This window comes from Microbacterium galbinum, assembly GCF_023091225.1.
Lineage (GTDB): Bacteria > Actinomycetota > Actinomycetes > Actinomycetales > Microbacteriaceae > Microbacterium > Microbacterium galbinum.
Window position 1 is genome coordinate 1,122,730 of sequence record NZ_JAHWXM010000001.1, and the last position, 14,345, is coordinate 1,137,074.

Genomic DNA, 14,345 nt, shown 5'->3' on the forward strand with positions numbered 1-14,345 from the left:
ATCGCACCCCCGAAAGGACACAGCAATGAAGCACCTTCCTCACCCCGCTGCGCGCCGCACCCTGACGGTGCTCGCCGCCGGCACCGTCGCAGCTCTCGCCCTGGCCGGCTGCAGCACCGGAGGCACCGGCGGCGGCAGCGCCGCCGGTGACGGATCGTTCGACTCGGTCGAGGCCGCGCTCGAGAAGGGCGGCGAGATCACGTACTGGTCGTGGACCCCCTCCGCCGAGGCGCAGGCCGCGGCGTTCATGGAGGAGTACCCGAACGTCAAGGTCAACGTCGTCAACGCCGGCACCAACACCGACGAGTACACGAAGCTGCAGAACGCCATCAAGGCGGGCTCCGGTGCTCCCGACGTCGTGCAGGTCGAGTACTACGCCTTCCCGCAGTTCGCCCTCACGGATACCTTCGTCGACCTGTCTCAGTACGGCTTCGGCGACTTCGAGGACGACTACACCGCCTCGACCTGGAACTCGGTCACCGACGGTGACGCCATCTACGGCCTCCCCCAGGACTCGGGCCCCATGGCGCTGTTCTACAACAAGGCCGTCTTCGACGCCGCCGGCATCGCCGTGCCGACCACGTGGGACGAGTACTACGAGGCCGCGAAGGCGATCCACGCCGCGAACCCCGACGCGTACATCACCAACGACACCGGCGACGCGGGCTTCGCGACGTCGATGATCTGGCAGGCCGGCGGCCAGCCCTTCTCGACCGACGGCACCGACGTCACGATCGACCTTCAGGACGAGGGCTCGAAGAAGTGGACCGAGAACTGGAACCGTCTCGTCGAGGAAGACCTCGTCGCCCCGGTCAGCAGCTGGAGCGACGAGTGGTTCCGCGCCCTCGGCGACGGCAGCATCGCCACCCTCGTGATCGGCGCCTGGATGCCCGGCAACCTCATCTCGGGTGCGCCCGACGGCGCCGGTGACTGGCGCGTCGCTCCGATGCCGACCTACGACGGCACCCCCGCCAGCGCCGAGAACGGCGGCGGCGGCCAGGCCGTGACCACGCAGAGCGAGAACCCGGAGCTCGCGGCCGGATTCCTGTGGTGGCTCAACAACTCCGAGGACAGCATCTCGCTCTTCCTCGAGAGCGGCGGCTTCCCGTCGACCTCCGCCGAGCTGTCGAGCGAGGAGTTCCTCTCCGACGCCCCGGAGTACTTCGGCGGCCAGAAGATCAACGAGGTGCTCGCCGCAGCGGCCGAGGACGTGGTCCCCGACTGGAGCTACCTCCCCTACCAGGTCTACGGCATCAGCATCTTCGGTGACACCGTCGGCCAGGCCTACCAGAACGGCACCGACCTGAACGAGGGCCTCATCGCCTGGCAGGACGCGCTGGTCGAGTACGGCAACTCGCAGGGCTTCAGCGTCAACAAGTAACACGGTGGCCGGATCGGGCCCTTCGACAGGCTCAGGGAACGATCCTGGGCTCGGGACCCGATCCGGCCACTTCTCTACCGAAAGCACTTCACATCGTGACCTCCTTCACCATCGGCGACACCGACTTCCTCCGCGACGGACGGAAGCACCAGGTCATCGCCGGCGCCCTGCACTACTTCCGCATCCACCCGGACCAGTGGCAGGACCGCATCCGCAAGGCGCGCCTGATGGGTCTCAACACGATCGAGACCTACGTCGCCTGGAACGCGCACGAACCTCGGCGCGGCGAGTGGGACGCCACCGGATGGAACGACCTCGGCCGCTTCCTCGACCTCGTGCACGCGGAGGGGATGGACGCGATCGTGCGCCCCGGACCGTACATCTGCGCCGAGTGGCACAACGGCGGCCTGCCGACCTGGCTGACCGCCGGCGAGCGCGCTCTGCGCTCCTCCGATCCGGCGTTCCTCGCCGATATCAGCGCCTACCTGCGCCGCGTGTACGAGATCGTCGCCCCGCGGCAGATCGACCGCGGAGGTCCCGTCGTGCTCGTGCAGATCGAGAACGAGTACGGCGCCTACGGCTCCGACAAGGCCTACCTCGAAGCCCTCGTCGCCCTCACCCGCGAGGCCGGGATCACAGTGCCGCTCACGACCGTCGATCAGCCTACCGATCAGATGCTCGCCGATGGCAGCCTGCCCGAGCTCCACAAGACCGGCTCGTTCGGATCGCGCAGCACCGAGCGTCTCGCGACCCTGCGCGCGCACCAGCCCACCGGGCCCCTCATGTGCTCCGAGTTCTGGGACGGATGGTTCGACTGGTGGGGCGGGGTGCACCACACGACCGACGTGGATGCCGCGGCATCCGATCTCGACGCCCTGCTCGCCGCAGGAGCGTCGGTGAACATCTACATGTTCCACGGCGGCACGAACTTCGGCCTGACGAACGGCGCGAACCACAAGGGCCGCTACCTCCCGATCGTCACGTCGTACGACTACGACGCCCCGCTCGACGAGGCCGGCGATCCGACGGAGAAGTTCTTCGCCTTCCGCGACGTGATCGCGAAGTACGCACCCGTCCCCGACGAGCTGCCCGCGCCCCGGGCATCCGCCCCGGTCGCGAGCGTCGAACTCACGCCCGCCGGCGCATGGACGGATGCCGCGGCATCCGCTTCTCCTGCTCCACTCCCGGCCACCTTCGATGAATTGGGGCACCTCAGCGCCCTCGTGCGCTACGACCTGGCCCTTCCTCCGATGAGCGGCCCCGGGCTGCTCACGGTCGAGGAGGTGCGCGACCTCGCCTGGGTGAGCGTCGACGGCCTGCCCGTCGGCACCCTGTCGCGCACGCGGCACGACCAGGCGCTGCGGATCCCCGCCGGTCGCACCCTCAGCATCCTCGTCGAGGAGCAGGGTCGCGTGAACTACGACCATCGTCTCGGCGAGGAGAAGGGCCTGATCGGCGCTCCGATGCTCGATGGTGCGCCCCTCGGCGACTGGACCTCGACTCCGCTCGACGTGCAGGCCATCGCCGACGAGGTCGCGACCCGCACCGCCCCCCGATCGGGCGACGGCCCGCGCGCCTGGACGGGTGACCTCGTGCTGGATGCTCCGGCCGACCTCTTCCTCGACACCGGCGCGTGGAGCAAGGGATACGCGTTCGTGAACGGGTTCTTCCTCGGCCGCTACTGGCGCAACGGTCCGCAGCGCACGCTGTTCGTTCCCGCGCCGGCGACCCGCGCCGGGGAGAACCGCGTCGTCGTCCTCGAGCTCGAGGAACTGCTCTCGCCGCGTGCGGAGTTCGTGCGCGGACTGTGCCTGGGCGACACCGAGGAGTGACCGTACCCGGCGAAAGCCGAGGGCTCAGACGTCGCCGCGGTGCTGCTGCCAGATCGCTGCCGTGGGCGGCGTGACGCCCTCGGCACGGATGCGCTGCCAGTTGCGTCCGCCACGACCGAAGGCGGCCTGCACGGCACCGGGGACGACGCTCTCCTCGATCGGCTCGAGGATCCAGTCGCAGCGGCGCACGTGCACGAGGTCCGCGGCGAGCGCCTCCGCCATGGCGTCGTAGGTCCACGGGCCGGTGAGCCGCCCGAGGTAGCTCAGGCCGTCGATGTCGCGCGTCCAGACGTAGGCCCCGATCGGCGCCTTGGCGAAGCGCTCGATCCTCCACGCCAAACGGATGCCGCTCTGCTCGTCGGCGCGGGCGAGCGCGGACTCCAGAGTCGTCGGCGACGGCGACACCCGGCCGCCGATGCCGCAGATCCCGAGCGCGAGCGCCCGCTCGGCGCCGACACCCCGCGGCACGGCGTCATCGCGTGAACGCATCGGGGCCCGGTAGACGGGCATTTCGGTCGCCATGCAGATGTCCCCTCGTCGGCCCGACTCTACGCATCGCGTCACACAGAGCCTTCTGACCCCGCCCGGCGTACAGCGAACACTCAGGAAGGCGTAAACTCGCCCGAGTGCCTCGGTGTACCGAGGCACTTATTCCTAAGGAGCAGCATGAGTACGACCACAGCGCCGGCGAATCCCCGCTCGCGTGTCATCACCGCGAGCCTGGTCGGCACGACCATCGAGTTCTACGACTTCTACGCTTACGCCACGGCGGCCGTGCTCGTGTTCCCGGTCCTCTTCTTCCCGACCGGCAACGACACCACCTCCCTCCTCGCCTCGTTCGGTGTCTTCGGCGCGGCGATGGTCGCCCGCCCCATCGGCGCGGTGGTCTTCGGACACTTCGGCGACAAGTACGGCCGCAAGGCGACGCTCGTCGCCTCGCTGCTCACGATGGGTATCGCGACGTTCCTCATCGGGCTCCTGCCCACCTTCCAGCAGATCGGCTGGGTGGCCGCCCTCCTGCTGCTGATCATGCGTCTCGCGCAGGGCTTCGCGCTCGGCGGCGAGTGGTCGGGTGCGGCCCTGGTCGCCACCGAGAACGCCCCGAAGGGCAAGCGCGCCTGGTACGGCACCTTCCCGCAGCTCGGCGCCCCGCTCGGGTTCATCATCGCGAACCTGCTGTTCCTCAGCATCAACTGGCTGCTCCCCCACGCCGAGAACCCGGCGCTGAAGTCCGAGGCGTTCCTCTCGTGGGGCTGGCGCATCCCGTTCCTGTTCTCCGCCGTGATGGTCATCATCGGCCTCTGGGTGCGTCTGCGCCTCGTCGAGTCCGACACCTTCAAGAAGGCCGAGACCAAGGGCACGATCCGCAAGCTCCCGCTCGCGACCGTCTTCCGCCACCACTGGAAGCAGCTCATCCTCGGCACGTTCTTCATGCTGGCCACGTACGTGCTGTTCTACCTGATGACGAACTTCACGCTGTCGTACGGCACGAAGGCGGCCTCGCTCGAGACGGCATCCGCCGCCGCGCAGGCCGCCGCGGAGGCCGCCGGCAACGACTTCGACGCGTCGGCGTTCGCCGCCCAGTTCTACCCCGGTCTCGGCTTCGGCTACACGGACTTCGTGCTCATGCAGATCATCGGTGTCGTGTTCTTCGGAATCTTCACCCTGCTGTCGGGTCCGATCGCCGACAAGATCGGCCGCCGCAAGCTGCTGCTCTGGGTCACGGGCCTCATCATCATCTTCGGTCTGACGTTCAACGCATTCCTGCTGCCTGCCGTCGACCCGAAGTTCACCGGTGCTCTCGCCCAGGCGTTCCTCGTGTTCGGCTTCATGCTCATGGGCGCCACTTTCGGCCCGATGGGCGCCCTGCTGCCCGAGCTCTTCCCGACGAACGTGCGCTACTCGGGCTCGGCGATCTCGTACAACGTCTCGTCGATCCTCGGCGCGGCCGTCGCACCCCTCATCGCGGTGTGGCTGTGGCAGGCGGGCGGCGGCGCCCCGTGGCTCGTGGGTCTGTACCTCTCGTCGATGGGTGTTCTCACGTTCATCGCCCTGGTGCTCTCGAAGGAGACGAAGGACGTCGACTACGAGGACGACCTCGGCGTGGCGGCGACGCCGCAGCCGTAACGGCATCAGTCACCGCAGAACGCCTCTGGGCCCCTGGCACGAACTCAGGGATCCGGGGGCGTTCTCGCGTTCCCCCGACGGTCGCGAGTCAGTAGTCGGCGAAGATCCGGTGGGCGACGCCGTCGAGGGTCATCGTGCCGCCGTAGGGCACGATCCACTGCGGGCGGGTGTGTCCGAAGGGCGGGCCGACGCACACCACCGCCTCCGGGTTGTAGCGCGTGACGACGTCGATCACGACGTCGCGCTGGACCGCGCGCAGGGCGCGCGCCTCCTCGGCGGACGGCGAGAAGTCGAAGTCGCTCACCGGCGGTCGCGCGACCACCACCCCTGCGACAGCCGAGAGGATGCCGCGCTCCCCCAGCCCGCGCAGCCATCGGTGCACCCAACTCGCCGGCGGACGCTCCTCACTCGTCTCCAGCAACAGGATCGACCCGGCGAGATCATCGATCACCGGCAGGCGGTCGGCGAGGGCGAGGCTGTCGATGACCTCGAGGCATCCGCCCCAGGTCCGCCCCGAGACCGTGCGCGCAGGCCCCGCCCACGTCCACGCTTCCGTCGGGGTCCGATCGCCGAACTCGGTCAACGCACGCGGATCGGTCCAGCGGCGACCGATGTCCTCGGACTCCCCCGGTTCGGTGATCTCGACCGTGCCGCGGTCGAGGAGCGCCGCACGCAGCGACAGCAGGTGCACGTCGTCGACGGCGGCGCCCGGCCCCAGGTGAACAGCGGTCGAGCCGCCGTAGTACCCGCGGATGCCGAGCTCCCAGAGCCAGTTGAGGATGTTCGTGTTGTCGCTGTACCCGAGGAACGGCTTGGGATCGGCGAGCGCCAGCGCGGGATCGAGGTGCGGCACGACGAGGATCTGATCGTCGCCGCCGATGGTCGCCAGGATCGCTCGGATGCTCGGATCGGCGAACGCCGCATTGACGTCGGCGGCCCGTGCTTCCGGACTCGCGCCGAGGAGGCGCGTCGTCGGGTACTCGACGGGGACGAGTCCGGTGAGCTCGGCGAGCCGTCTCATCGCCTGCTCGTGGATCTCGGGTGCGGTGGCCGGAGCGGCGAAGGCGGGAGACAGCACGGCGATGTGGTCGCCGGGTCGGAGTGCGGGAGTGTCGAGCATCCGCCCAGTCTGCCAATCACGGGTTCGAATCGCTCACTTCGCCGTTTCGCCGGGTCGGAATCGACGAAGCGAGCAATTCGAAACGTCAATTCGGGTTGACGCCGGCTCAGGTGTCAACTAGCATTGACGCATGAGCATCCGCACTGCGATCGCGACCGACCCCGAGGGCGAGCCCCTCGCCGAGCTGAACCGGCTCACGGCACTCCGCCGCGAGATCTCGCGCGCCGAGGAGGCCCAGGTGCGCCGGGCGCGCAACGGCGGCTACTCCTGGCAGGCCATCGCCAGCGCCCTCGGCGTATCGAAGCAGGCCGCGCACCGCCGGTTCGGGCGATCCTGAGCGACCGCGGACGCCCTCCGCACGAAGTACGGTCGTAGTACCCCCTTTTTCCCAGAACGAGGTCTTCCATGTCCCGGACGGCGACACCGCGCCGACGCGGACGCGGCGCGCAGCAGGATGGTCCGCGCGCCACGTTCCGCCAGCTCCTCCCCTTCCTCTTCGAGCACAAGCGCACGCTCGTCGTCGTGGCCGTGCTCAGCGTCTTCGGCGCCGCGACCTCGCTGGTGCAACCGCTGCTCGTCGGGCAGGTCATCGAAGCCGTGCAGTCCGGCGGCACGCTCGGGATCCTGGTGTGGTTGCTGATCGGGTTCGTGATCGTGTCGTCGATCATCTCCGGCTTCCAGCACTACCTGCTGCAGCGCACCGGCACCGCGGTCGTGCTCTCCAGCCGCCGCAAGCTCATCGCCCGCATCCTGCACCTGCCGACCTCGGAGTTCGACGCGCGCCGCACCGGCGACCTCGTCTCGCGCGTCGGCACCGACACGACCCTGCTCTACGCCGTGCTCACGCAGGGACTGGCGGATGCCGTCGGCAGCGCCGTGCTCTTCGTGGGAGCCCTCGTGGCGATGCTCGTGATCGACCCGATCCTCCTGCTACTGATCGTGCTGGTGATCGGCGTCTCCGTCGTCGTCGTGGTGGCGCTCAGCGGCCGCATCCGCACGGCCTCGACCGCGCAGCAGCAGAAGGTCGGCGAGCTGGCCTCCGGGGTGGAGCGCGCGGTGGGGTCCATCCGCACGATCCGCGCTTCCGGCGCGACCGAGCGCGAGACCGCGACCGTGTCGCAGACGGCCGACGAGGCCTACGGCATCGGCGTGCGGATCGCGAAGATCTCCTCGCTCGTGGTTCCGGTCGCGGGCATCGCCCTCCAGCTCTCGTTGATCGTGGTGCTCGGCGTCGGCGGGTTCCGGGTCGCCGCCGGTGCACTCTCGATCGCCTCGCTGATCGCGTTCATCATGTTCCTGTTCCTGCTGGTCATGCCGCTCGCGACGACGTTCGGGGCGATCACCTCGGTCAACCAGGCGCTCGGCGCGCTCGGCCGCATCCAGGAGGTGCTCGAGCTGCCGACCGAGACGCAGGACGACGAACGGATCGCCGCCGACATCGTGCGCACCGCGACGGCACCGGATGCTGCCGCGATCGAGTTCCGCGACGTGCACTTCCGCTACCCCGACAACGTGGTCGCTGCGCGCGAGGCGGCGGCGAAGGCCGCCCGGACGCTGCTCGAAGACGCCCACGTCGAGAAGCCGGAGACGACCCTCGACACCGTTCCCGCAGCCGACGCCCTCGACCGCGAGGTGCTGCGCGGCGTCTCGTTCGCCGTTCCCCGCGGCGCCCGCGTCGCTCTCGTCGGGCCCAGCGGCGCCGGCAAGAGCACGATCCTCTCGCTCGTCGAGCGCTTCTACGACCCGACGGGCGGATCGATCCGCGTGCACGGGCACGACGCGCGCACCTACCCGCGCGACGAGCTGCGCGCGCACTTCGGCTACGTCGAGCAGGACGCTCCGACCCTCGCCGGCACGCTCGCCGACAACCTGCGGCTCGCCTCGCCCGCGGCGTCCGATGCGGACTGCGAACGGGTGCTGCGCGCGGTCAACCTGGGCGACGTGCTCGAGCGCAGCCCCCTGGGCCTTGCGGCACCGGTCGGCGAAGACGGCGTGATGCTCTCGGGCGGCGAGCGCCAGCGACTCGCGATCGCCCGCGCCCTGCTCACCGACGCTCCGATCCTGCTGCTCGACGAGTCGACCTCCTCGCTCGACGGCGTGAACGAGCAGCGCATGCGCGAGGCGATCGACGCCGTCTCGAACGACCGCACCCTCGTGGTGATCGCGCACCGCCTCTCGACGGTCGTCGACAGCGACCTCATCGTCGTGCTGCAGGACGGCGCGGTGGTCGGTCAGGGCACGCACGCGGAGCTCGTCGAGTCGACGCCGCTGTACCGCGACCTCGCCCGCCACCAGCTGCTCGCCTGATCCGAGCGCTGCCCTCGGCCACACGGCGCGACGCGCACGGAAAGACGCGACGGCGGGATACCGGAGACCACTCAGCCATGGGTTCGTCTCCGACATCCCGCCGTCGCGGGTCTGTGCGCGCGTCCTGCGATGAGGACCCGCAGAGGTGCCGGCTCCCCCTAACCGGCACCTGGCCCTGCGCTCCGGTTACGCCTTCTCGAGGCGGTACCGGAGCGACGCCAGTTCGGCACGCAGGGCGGCCGGAAGCCGGTCGCCGAACGTGTCGTAGAACTCCTCGGTGCGATCGGCCTCGATCCGCCACGCCGCGGGGTCGACCTCGAACAGCTCGTCGAGGTCGGCCTGCGGGATGTCGAGCCCCGTGAGGTTGAGGTCCTGGGTGCGCGGCAGGCGCCCGATCGGACTGTCGACGGCCGGCACCTCGCCGGCGATCCGGCGGATGATCCAGTCGACGACCCGCGAGTTGTCACCGAACCCGGGCCACAGGAAGCGGCCGTCGTCGCCGCGGCGGAACCAGTTGACCTGGAAGATGCGCGGCGCACGATCGAAGCGCAGACCGCGACCGACCTTCAACCAGTGGCCGAAGTAGTCGCCCATGTTGTAGCCGCAGAACGGGAGCATCGCGAAGGGATCGCGGCGCAGCTCGCCGAGGGTTCCCTCGGCCGCGGCGGTGCGCTCGGACGAGATGTTCGATCCGAGGAAGACGCCGTGGGTCCAGTCGGTCGCCTCGACGACGAGCGGGACGTTGCTGGCGCGACGCCCACCGAACAGGATGACGTCGAGCGGCACGGCCTCCTCCCAGTCCTCGGCGATCTGCGGGCACTGGGCCGCGGAGACGGTGAAGCGGGAGTTCGGGTGCGCGGCGGGACGGCCGGAGTCCGGCGTCCAGGCATTGCCCTCCCAGTCGGTGAGCTCGGCGGGAGCGGTGTCGGTCAGTCCCTCCCACCACACGTCGCCGTCGGGGCGCAGGGCGACGTTCGTGAAGATCGTGTTGCCCCACAGCGTCTCGACCGCCGTGACGTTGGTCGCCTCACCCGTGCCCGGAGCGACGCCGAAGAAACCGGCCTCGGGGTTGATCGCCCAGAGGCGCCCGTCCTCGCCCGGACGGATCCACGCGATGTCGTCGCCGAGCGTCTCGACCTTCCATCCGGGGATCGTGGGGCGCAGCATCGCGAGGTTCGTCTTGCCGCACGCCGAGGGGAACGCCGCAGCCACGTGGTAGGCCGTGCCCTGCGGGTCGATCACGCGGATCAGCAGCATGTGCTCGGCGAGCCAGCCCTCGTCGCGAGCGATCACCGAGGCGATGCGCAGCGCGAAGCACTTCTTGGCGAGGATCGCGTTACCGCCGTATCCCGAGCCGTAGGAGAACACCTCGAGGGTGTCGGGGAAGTGCACGATGTACTTCTCGTCGTTGCACGGCCACTCGGCATCCGCCTGTCCCGGCGCGAGCGGGGCGCCGACGGTGTGCGCGGTGCGCACCCACGGGGCGCCGTCGGCGATCTGCCGGGTGACGGCATCGCCGACGCGGGTCATGATGCCGATCGAGGCGACCGCGTAGGCGCTGTCGGTGATCTGCACGCCGATGTGCGAGAGCGGGCCGCCGACCGCACCCATCGAGAACGGCACGACGTACATCGTGCGTCCGCGCATGGACCCGGCGAACAGGTCCGTCATCTTCTCGTGCATCTCGGCGGGCGGTGCCCAGTTGTTCGTGGGACCTGCGTCCTCCTCCTTCTCGGAGGAGATGAACGTGCGCCCCTCGGTGCGGGCGACGTCGCTGGGGTGCGAGCGGGCGAGGTACGAGCCGGGACGCCACTCGGGGTTGAGCTTGATGAGCTTGCCCTCGGAGACGAGGCCGCGCAGCAGCCAGTCGTTCTCGGCGCGCGACCCGTCGACCCAGTGCACGGAATCGGGCTGCGTCAGCTCCGCCATCTCGTCGACCCAGGCCACCAGCTCCGCCATCGTGGGAGTGTCATAGACCGGCACCGCGCCGAAGGTGCGCGCGGCGGCGACGGGCGAGGTGCGAGGGGTGAAGACTTCGGCGATGGCCATGGGCTGCTCCTTTGAAGTGTGGGGCGTTGAACCCATCTTCTTCGGCATTCCTCGGGACTTTTCAACGATTCTGGTCGTAAATATCGCGATTCTTTCGTCTAAGATCAAGGAATGGCGTCCTCCGGCATCCATCTCACGACCCTCGGCCATCGCATCCGCCACCACCGGCAGGCTCAGGGGTTCACCCTCGACGAGCTCGGCGCGCTCGTGGGCGTCGCGGGGTCGCAGCTCAGCCTGATCGAGAACGGCAAGCGCGAGCCGAAACTCTCGCTGCTGCAGGCCATCGCCCAGGCCACGGGCACCGAGGTCACCGACCTCATCTCGGGGGAGCCGCCGAACCGCCGCGCGGCTCTCGAGATCGAGCTCGACCGCGCGCAGGAGAGCCCGGTGTTCCGCCAGCTCGGCATCGCCCCGGTGCGCGTGACGAAGGGCATGAGCGACGAGACGATCGAGTCGGTGCTGGGCCTGCACCGCGAGCTCCAGCGCCGCGAGCGCGAGGCCATCGCGACCCCGGAGGAGGCCCGCCGCGCCAACACCGAGCTCCGGCTGCGGATGCGGGCGCAGAACAACTACCTCGGCGACATCGAGAAGCTCGCCGAGAAGCAGCTCAAGGCCGCCGGGCACGTGCAGGGCGCGCTCAGCCACCGCACCGTGAGCATCATGGCCGAGCGCCTCGGGTTCGAGCTCATCTACGTCAACGACCTGCCGCACTCCACGCGCTCGGTCACCGACCTCGAGAACGGGCGCATCTACCTGCCGCCCGCTTCCATCCCCGGCGGCCACGGCCTGCGCTCCATGGCGCTGCAGGCGATGGCCCACCGCCTGCTCGGGCACACCCCGCCCACCGACTACGCCGACTTCCTGCAGCAGCGCCTCGAGATCAACTACTTCGGTGCGTGCTGCCTGCTGCCCGAGACCGCATCCGTCGCCTTCCTGCAGCAGGCCAAGAAGGATCGCAACCTCGCCGTCGAGGACTTCCGCGACACCTTCGGTGTCACGCACGAGGCCGCGGGGATGCGGATGACCAACCTGCTCACCCAGCACCTGGGCATGTCGCTGCACTTCCTGCGCGTGGACTCCGACGGCGCGATCACCCGCGTCTACGAGAATGACGACCTGCCCCTGCCCATGGACGTCACCGGGGCCGTCGAGGGTCAGCGCGTGTGCCGCAAGTTCCAGGCACGGGCGGCCTTCACGCAGCAGAACCGCACGACCGAGCATCACCAGTACACCGACACTCCGTCGGGCACGTTCTGGTGCTCGACCCAGACCGGGTCGTCGGCCGACGGCGAGTTCTCGATCACGGTGGGCGTCCCCTTCGACGACGCACGCTGGTGGCGCGGTCGCGAGACGACCGATCGCGCGGTGTCGAACTGCCCCGACGAATCGTGCTGCCGACGCCCGTCGTCGGAGCTGACGGAGCGCTGGAACGGCAAATCGTGGCCGAGCGCCCGCGTGCACACCCACATGTTCTCGCCGCTGCCCCGTGGTGCCTTCCCCGGCGTCGACGACAGCGAGGTCTACGAGTTCCTCGGGCGTCACGCCGAGGAGTGATCCGCGGCGTCCATCTGCGGGTCGCTCCGCGGATCAGGCCGCGGCACCGAGGAACGCCGCATGACGCGCGAGCGCGGCGCGCACCTGCTCGTCGATCTCCGGATCGAGCGCCGGCCGCTCCCCCGCAGAGAACGGCTCGACGACCGCCTCACCGCCCCCGCGTCCGGATGCCGCCGGCAGACGCCACACCCCGACCACCTCGCCGTCGACGACCACGACGGGGCGCACCATGCCGTTCTTGCCCGGACCGACCGCGGCCAGCCCCTCGGGCGGGCACACGAGCGCGCGATCCGCATAGGAGATGTAGTACTCGTCGAAGGCTCCGAGCACCTGCACCCGTGGCGCCCCGGGCGAGCGACGCGGCGGTGCGACCGCTGCATAGGTGCCCTCCTCGACCTCGACCACGCGGACGCCCGCGCGGGCCACGGCCTCGCGCGATGCTCCGAGGGTGAGCCCCGACCACCACGCGAAGTCCTCGACCCGCACCGGCCCGTGACCGTCGACGTAGCGCACGAAGAGTTCGGCGAGCGGATCGTCGGGCCGCACCGAATCACGGATCCACGCGTCGGTCGCGACGAAGCGCTGTTCGCGGGTGATCCCCGCGGAGGTCGTCGCAGGCACGACCGGGCCCTGACAGATCTCGCCCCGCATCGCGAGAGCTCCGAGCAGATGCACACCGCGCTGATCCCGCGGGTCAATCCCGGCATCCGACCATCGTGCGAAGGCCTCCGCGCGGGAGCAGCCGCCATCGCGGAGCGCCGGGTCGATGATCCGGGCCGCGCGTCGCAGCAGCTCGTCGTCGATACCGAGATCGCGATGGCGCGTCGCGGCGGCCGCCAACTGACGCGCCCCGGTGACCGACAGCACCCACCCCAGATCTGGTGCCGGGATCGTGTGCAGGGTGCCGCGCATCGTCCAGGCACGCACGAGGTCGCCGCGATCGAACGCGCGATCGACCGCTTCCCAGGCGACGGTGCCGCGCGTGCGGGCAGCCAGCGCCCATCGCCCGGCGGTGAAATCCTGGCTCTGCACCGCCAGCATGTGCCGCGCCGCCTCGACCACCGACGCGGCGCGCGCGGTGAGCCGATGCGAACGAAGGCGCTCGTGGCGCAACGACGTGCGGTTCATGTCCCCATGATGCCCGGTGCCCCCGACACCCGTTCCCCCGACACCCGTTCACCTGCCGGACAGGGAATCCTGCGAGCATCCGACGTGTTCTCCCCTGCGGCGCACGAGCCCGGCATCCACCGTCGGCACCGCCGCTCCCGAAAGGCCCTCGATGACAGACCGACCCCACCGCTCGCCGTGGCCGCCCCTGCTGATCGCGATCGCGCTCGAGGTATCGGCGACGCTGTCGCTGCGCGCGGCCGAGGGCTTCACGCATCCGCTCTGGCTGATCGTGGTCGTCGCCGGGTACACCGGGTCGCTGTGGTTGCTGTCGGTCGTGCTCGATCGGGGGATGCCGGTGGGCGTCGCCTACGGCATCTGGTCGGCGATCGGCGTCGTGCTCACCGCCGTGCTGGGCACCGTGCTGTTCGGTGAGACGCTCGGCACGGTGCAGATCATCGGTGTCGGCGCGATCGTGATCGGCGTGCTGCTCGTCGAGCTCGGCTCGCACGCCCGCCCGACCTCGACGGAGGTCGCCTCGTGATCTGGCTGCTGCTGGTTCTCGCGATCGCCAGCGAGGTCACCGCCACACTGAGCCTGCGCGCCTCGGAGGGCCTGCGCCGCCGGCGGTGGATCCCCGTGATCGTCGTCGGCTACCTCGCCGCGTTCTCGCTGCTGGGCACGATCCTGGCGATGGGCATGCCCGTGGGCGTCGCCTACGGGATCTGGGCCGCTGCCGGCGTGGCGATCACGGCCGTGATGGGCCGCATCCTCTTCAAGGACCACTTCTCGGCGATGATGGCCGCGGGCGTCGCGCTCATCGCGGTCGGCGTCGCACTGATCGAGTTCGGGCACTGACCCCCGCGGC

General features: G+C 69.9%; 12 protein-coding genes. 8 read left to right on the forward strand and 4 right to left on the reverse strand.

Translation table 11 applies throughout. The annotated features are described in order from the left end of the window. Window positions 1-25 precede the first annotated feature (25 nt). Window positions 26-1,381: an ABC transporter substrate-binding protein gene (locus KZC52_RS05540; protein ID WP_247623055.1), complete on the forward strand. Its 1,356-nt coding sequence runs from the start codon at window positions 26-28 to the stop codon at window positions 1,379-1,381. A 95-nt stretch (window positions 1,382-1,476) separates the two neighbouring features. Continuing rightward, complete coding sequence (locus tag KZC52_RS05545) at window positions 1,477-3,213, forward strand: glycoside hydrolase family 35 protein (RefSeq protein ID WP_247623056.1); 1,737 nt, start codon at window positions 1,477-1,479, stop codon at window positions 3,211-3,213. 24 nt (window positions 3,214-3,237) lie between these two features. Here KZC52_RS05545 and KZC52_RS05550 read toward each other — a convergent pair whose 3' ends face one another. Then, complete coding sequence (locus tag KZC52_RS05550) at window positions 3,238-3,735, reverse strand: GAF domain-containing protein (protein ID WP_247623057.1); 498 nt, start codon at window positions 3,733-3,735, stop codon at window positions 3,238-3,240. A 144-nt stretch (window positions 3,736-3,879) separates the two neighbouring features. On the opposite strand from KZC52_RS05550, the gene KZC52_RS05555 reads away from it, so the two are divergent. Then, window positions 3,880-5,340 carry an MFS transporter gene (locus KZC52_RS05555; RefSeq protein ID WP_247623058.1) on the forward strand — a complete coding sequence of 487 codons (1,461 nt, stop codon included), beginning with the start codon at window positions 3,880-3,882 and terminating at the stop codon, window positions 5,338-5,340. 88 nt (window positions 5,341-5,428) lie between these two features. Here the strand turns inward: KZC52_RS05555 and KZC52_RS05560 are convergent, their stop codons facing one another. Beyond that, window positions 5,429-6,460 carry a S66 family peptidase gene (locus KZC52_RS05560; protein WP_247623059.1) on the reverse strand — a complete coding sequence of 344 codons (1,032 nt, stop codon included), beginning with the start codon at window positions 6,458-6,460 and terminating at the stop codon, window positions 5,429-5,431. A gap of 130 nt (window positions 6,461-6,590) precedes the next feature. Here KZC52_RS05560 and KZC52_RS05565 point away from each other — a divergent pair, with 130 nt between their 5' ends. Together KZC52_RS05565 and KZC52_RS05570 are read left to right on the forward strand one after the other, a co-directional pair. Beyond that, a complete protein-coding gene (locus KZC52_RS05565; RefSeq protein ID WP_247623060.1) occupies window positions 6,591-6,797 on the forward strand; it encodes an AsnC family protein in 207 nt (68 codons plus the stop codon). Window positions 6,798-6,865: 68 nt separating this feature from the next. Then, on the forward strand, window positions 6,866-8,767 hold the full coding sequence (locus KZC52_RS05570) for an ABC transporter ATP-binding protein (protein WP_247623061.1): 1,902 nt from the start codon (window positions 6,866-6,868) through the stop codon (window positions 8,765-8,767). 186 nt (window positions 8,768-8,953) lie between these two features. Here the strand turns inward: KZC52_RS05570 and KZC52_RS05575 are convergent, their stop codons facing one another. Beyond that, window positions 8,954-10,816 (reverse strand): phosphoenolpyruvate carboxykinase (GTP), encoded by a 1,863-nt coding sequence (locus tag KZC52_RS05575; protein ID WP_247623062.1) that lies wholly within the window; start codon window positions 10,814-10,816, stop codon window positions 8,954-8,956. A gap of 111 nt (window positions 10,817-10,927) precedes the next feature. Between KZC52_RS05575 and KZC52_RS05580 the strand changes: the two genes are divergently transcribed. Next, window positions 10,928-12,370, forward strand: a complete 1,443-nt coding sequence (locus KZC52_RS05580; RefSeq protein WP_247623063.1) for an XRE family transcriptional regulator — start codon at window positions 10,928-10,930, stop codon at window positions 12,368-12,370. Window positions 12,371-12,403: 33 nt separating this feature from the next. On the opposite strand, the gene KZC52_RS05585 is transcribed toward KZC52_RS05580, so the two are convergent. Next, complete coding sequence (locus KZC52_RS05585; RefSeq protein ID WP_247623064.1) at window positions 12,404-13,498, reverse strand: winged helix DNA-binding domain-containing protein; 1,095 nt, start codon at window positions 13,496-13,498, stop codon at window positions 12,404-12,406. Window positions 13,499-13,649: 151 nt separating this feature from the next. Here KZC52_RS05585 and KZC52_RS05590 point away from each other — a divergent pair, with 151 nt between their 5' ends. Together KZC52_RS05590 and KZC52_RS05595 are read left to right on the forward strand one after the other, a co-directional pair. After that, window positions 13,650-14,021 carry a DMT family transporter gene (locus tag KZC52_RS05590; protein WP_247623065.1) on the forward strand — a complete coding sequence of 124 codons (372 nt, stop codon included), beginning with the start codon at window positions 13,650-13,652 and terminating at the stop codon, window positions 14,019-14,021. After that, window positions 14,018-14,335 carry a DMT family transporter gene (locus KZC52_RS05595; protein ID WP_247623066.1) on the forward strand — a complete coding sequence of 106 codons (318 nt, stop codon included), beginning with the start codon at window positions 14,018-14,020 and terminating at the stop codon, window positions 14,333-14,335. The genes KZC52_RS05590 and KZC52_RS05595 overlap by 4 nt, the downstream gene beginning before the upstream one ends. Window positions 14,336-14,345 lie beyond the last annotated feature (10 nt).

What these genes read in the sequence shown, in the direction of transcription:
- KZC52_RS05540 (WP_247623055.1), top strand. Translation starts at nt 26, where the DNA reads ATGAAGCACCTTCCTCACCCCGCTGCGCGCCGCACCCTGACGGTGCTC.
- KZC52_RS05550 (WP_247623057.1), bottom strand. Translation starts at nt 3,735, where the DNA reads ATGGCGACCGAAATGCCCGTCTACCGGGCCCCGATGCGTTCACGCGAT.
- KZC52_RS05555 (WP_247623058.1), top strand. Translation starts at nt 3,880, where the DNA reads ATGAGTACGACCACAGCGCCGGCGAATCCCCGCTCGCGTGTCATCACC.
- KZC52_RS05560 (WP_247623059.1), bottom strand. Translation starts at nt 6,460, where the DNA reads ATGCTCGACACTCCCGCACTCCGACCCGGCGACCACATCGCCGTGCTG.
- KZC52_RS05565 (WP_247623060.1), top strand. Translation starts at nt 6,591, where the DNA reads ATGAGCATCCGCACTGCGATCGCGACCGACCCCGAGGGCGAGCCCCTC.
- KZC52_RS05570 (WP_247623061.1), top strand. Translation starts at nt 6,866, where the DNA reads ATGTCCCGGACGGCGACACCGCGCCGACGCGGACGCGGCGCGCAGCAG.
- KZC52_RS05575 (WP_247623062.1), bottom strand. Translation starts at nt 10,816, where the DNA reads ATGGCCATCGCCGAAGTCTTCACCCCTCGCACCTCGCCCGTCGCCGCC.
- KZC52_RS05580 (WP_247623063.1), top strand. Translation starts at nt 10,928, where the DNA reads ATGGCGTCCTCCGGCATCCATCTCACGACCCTCGGCCATCGCATCCGC.
- KZC52_RS05585 (WP_247623064.1), bottom strand. Translation starts at nt 13,498, where the DNA reads ATGAACCGCACGTCGTTGCGCCACGAGCGCCTTCGTTCGCATCGGCTC.
- KZC52_RS05590 (WP_247623065.1), top strand. Translation starts at nt 13,650, where the DNA reads ATGACAGACCGACCCCACCGCTCGCCGTGGCCGCCCCTGCTGATCGCG.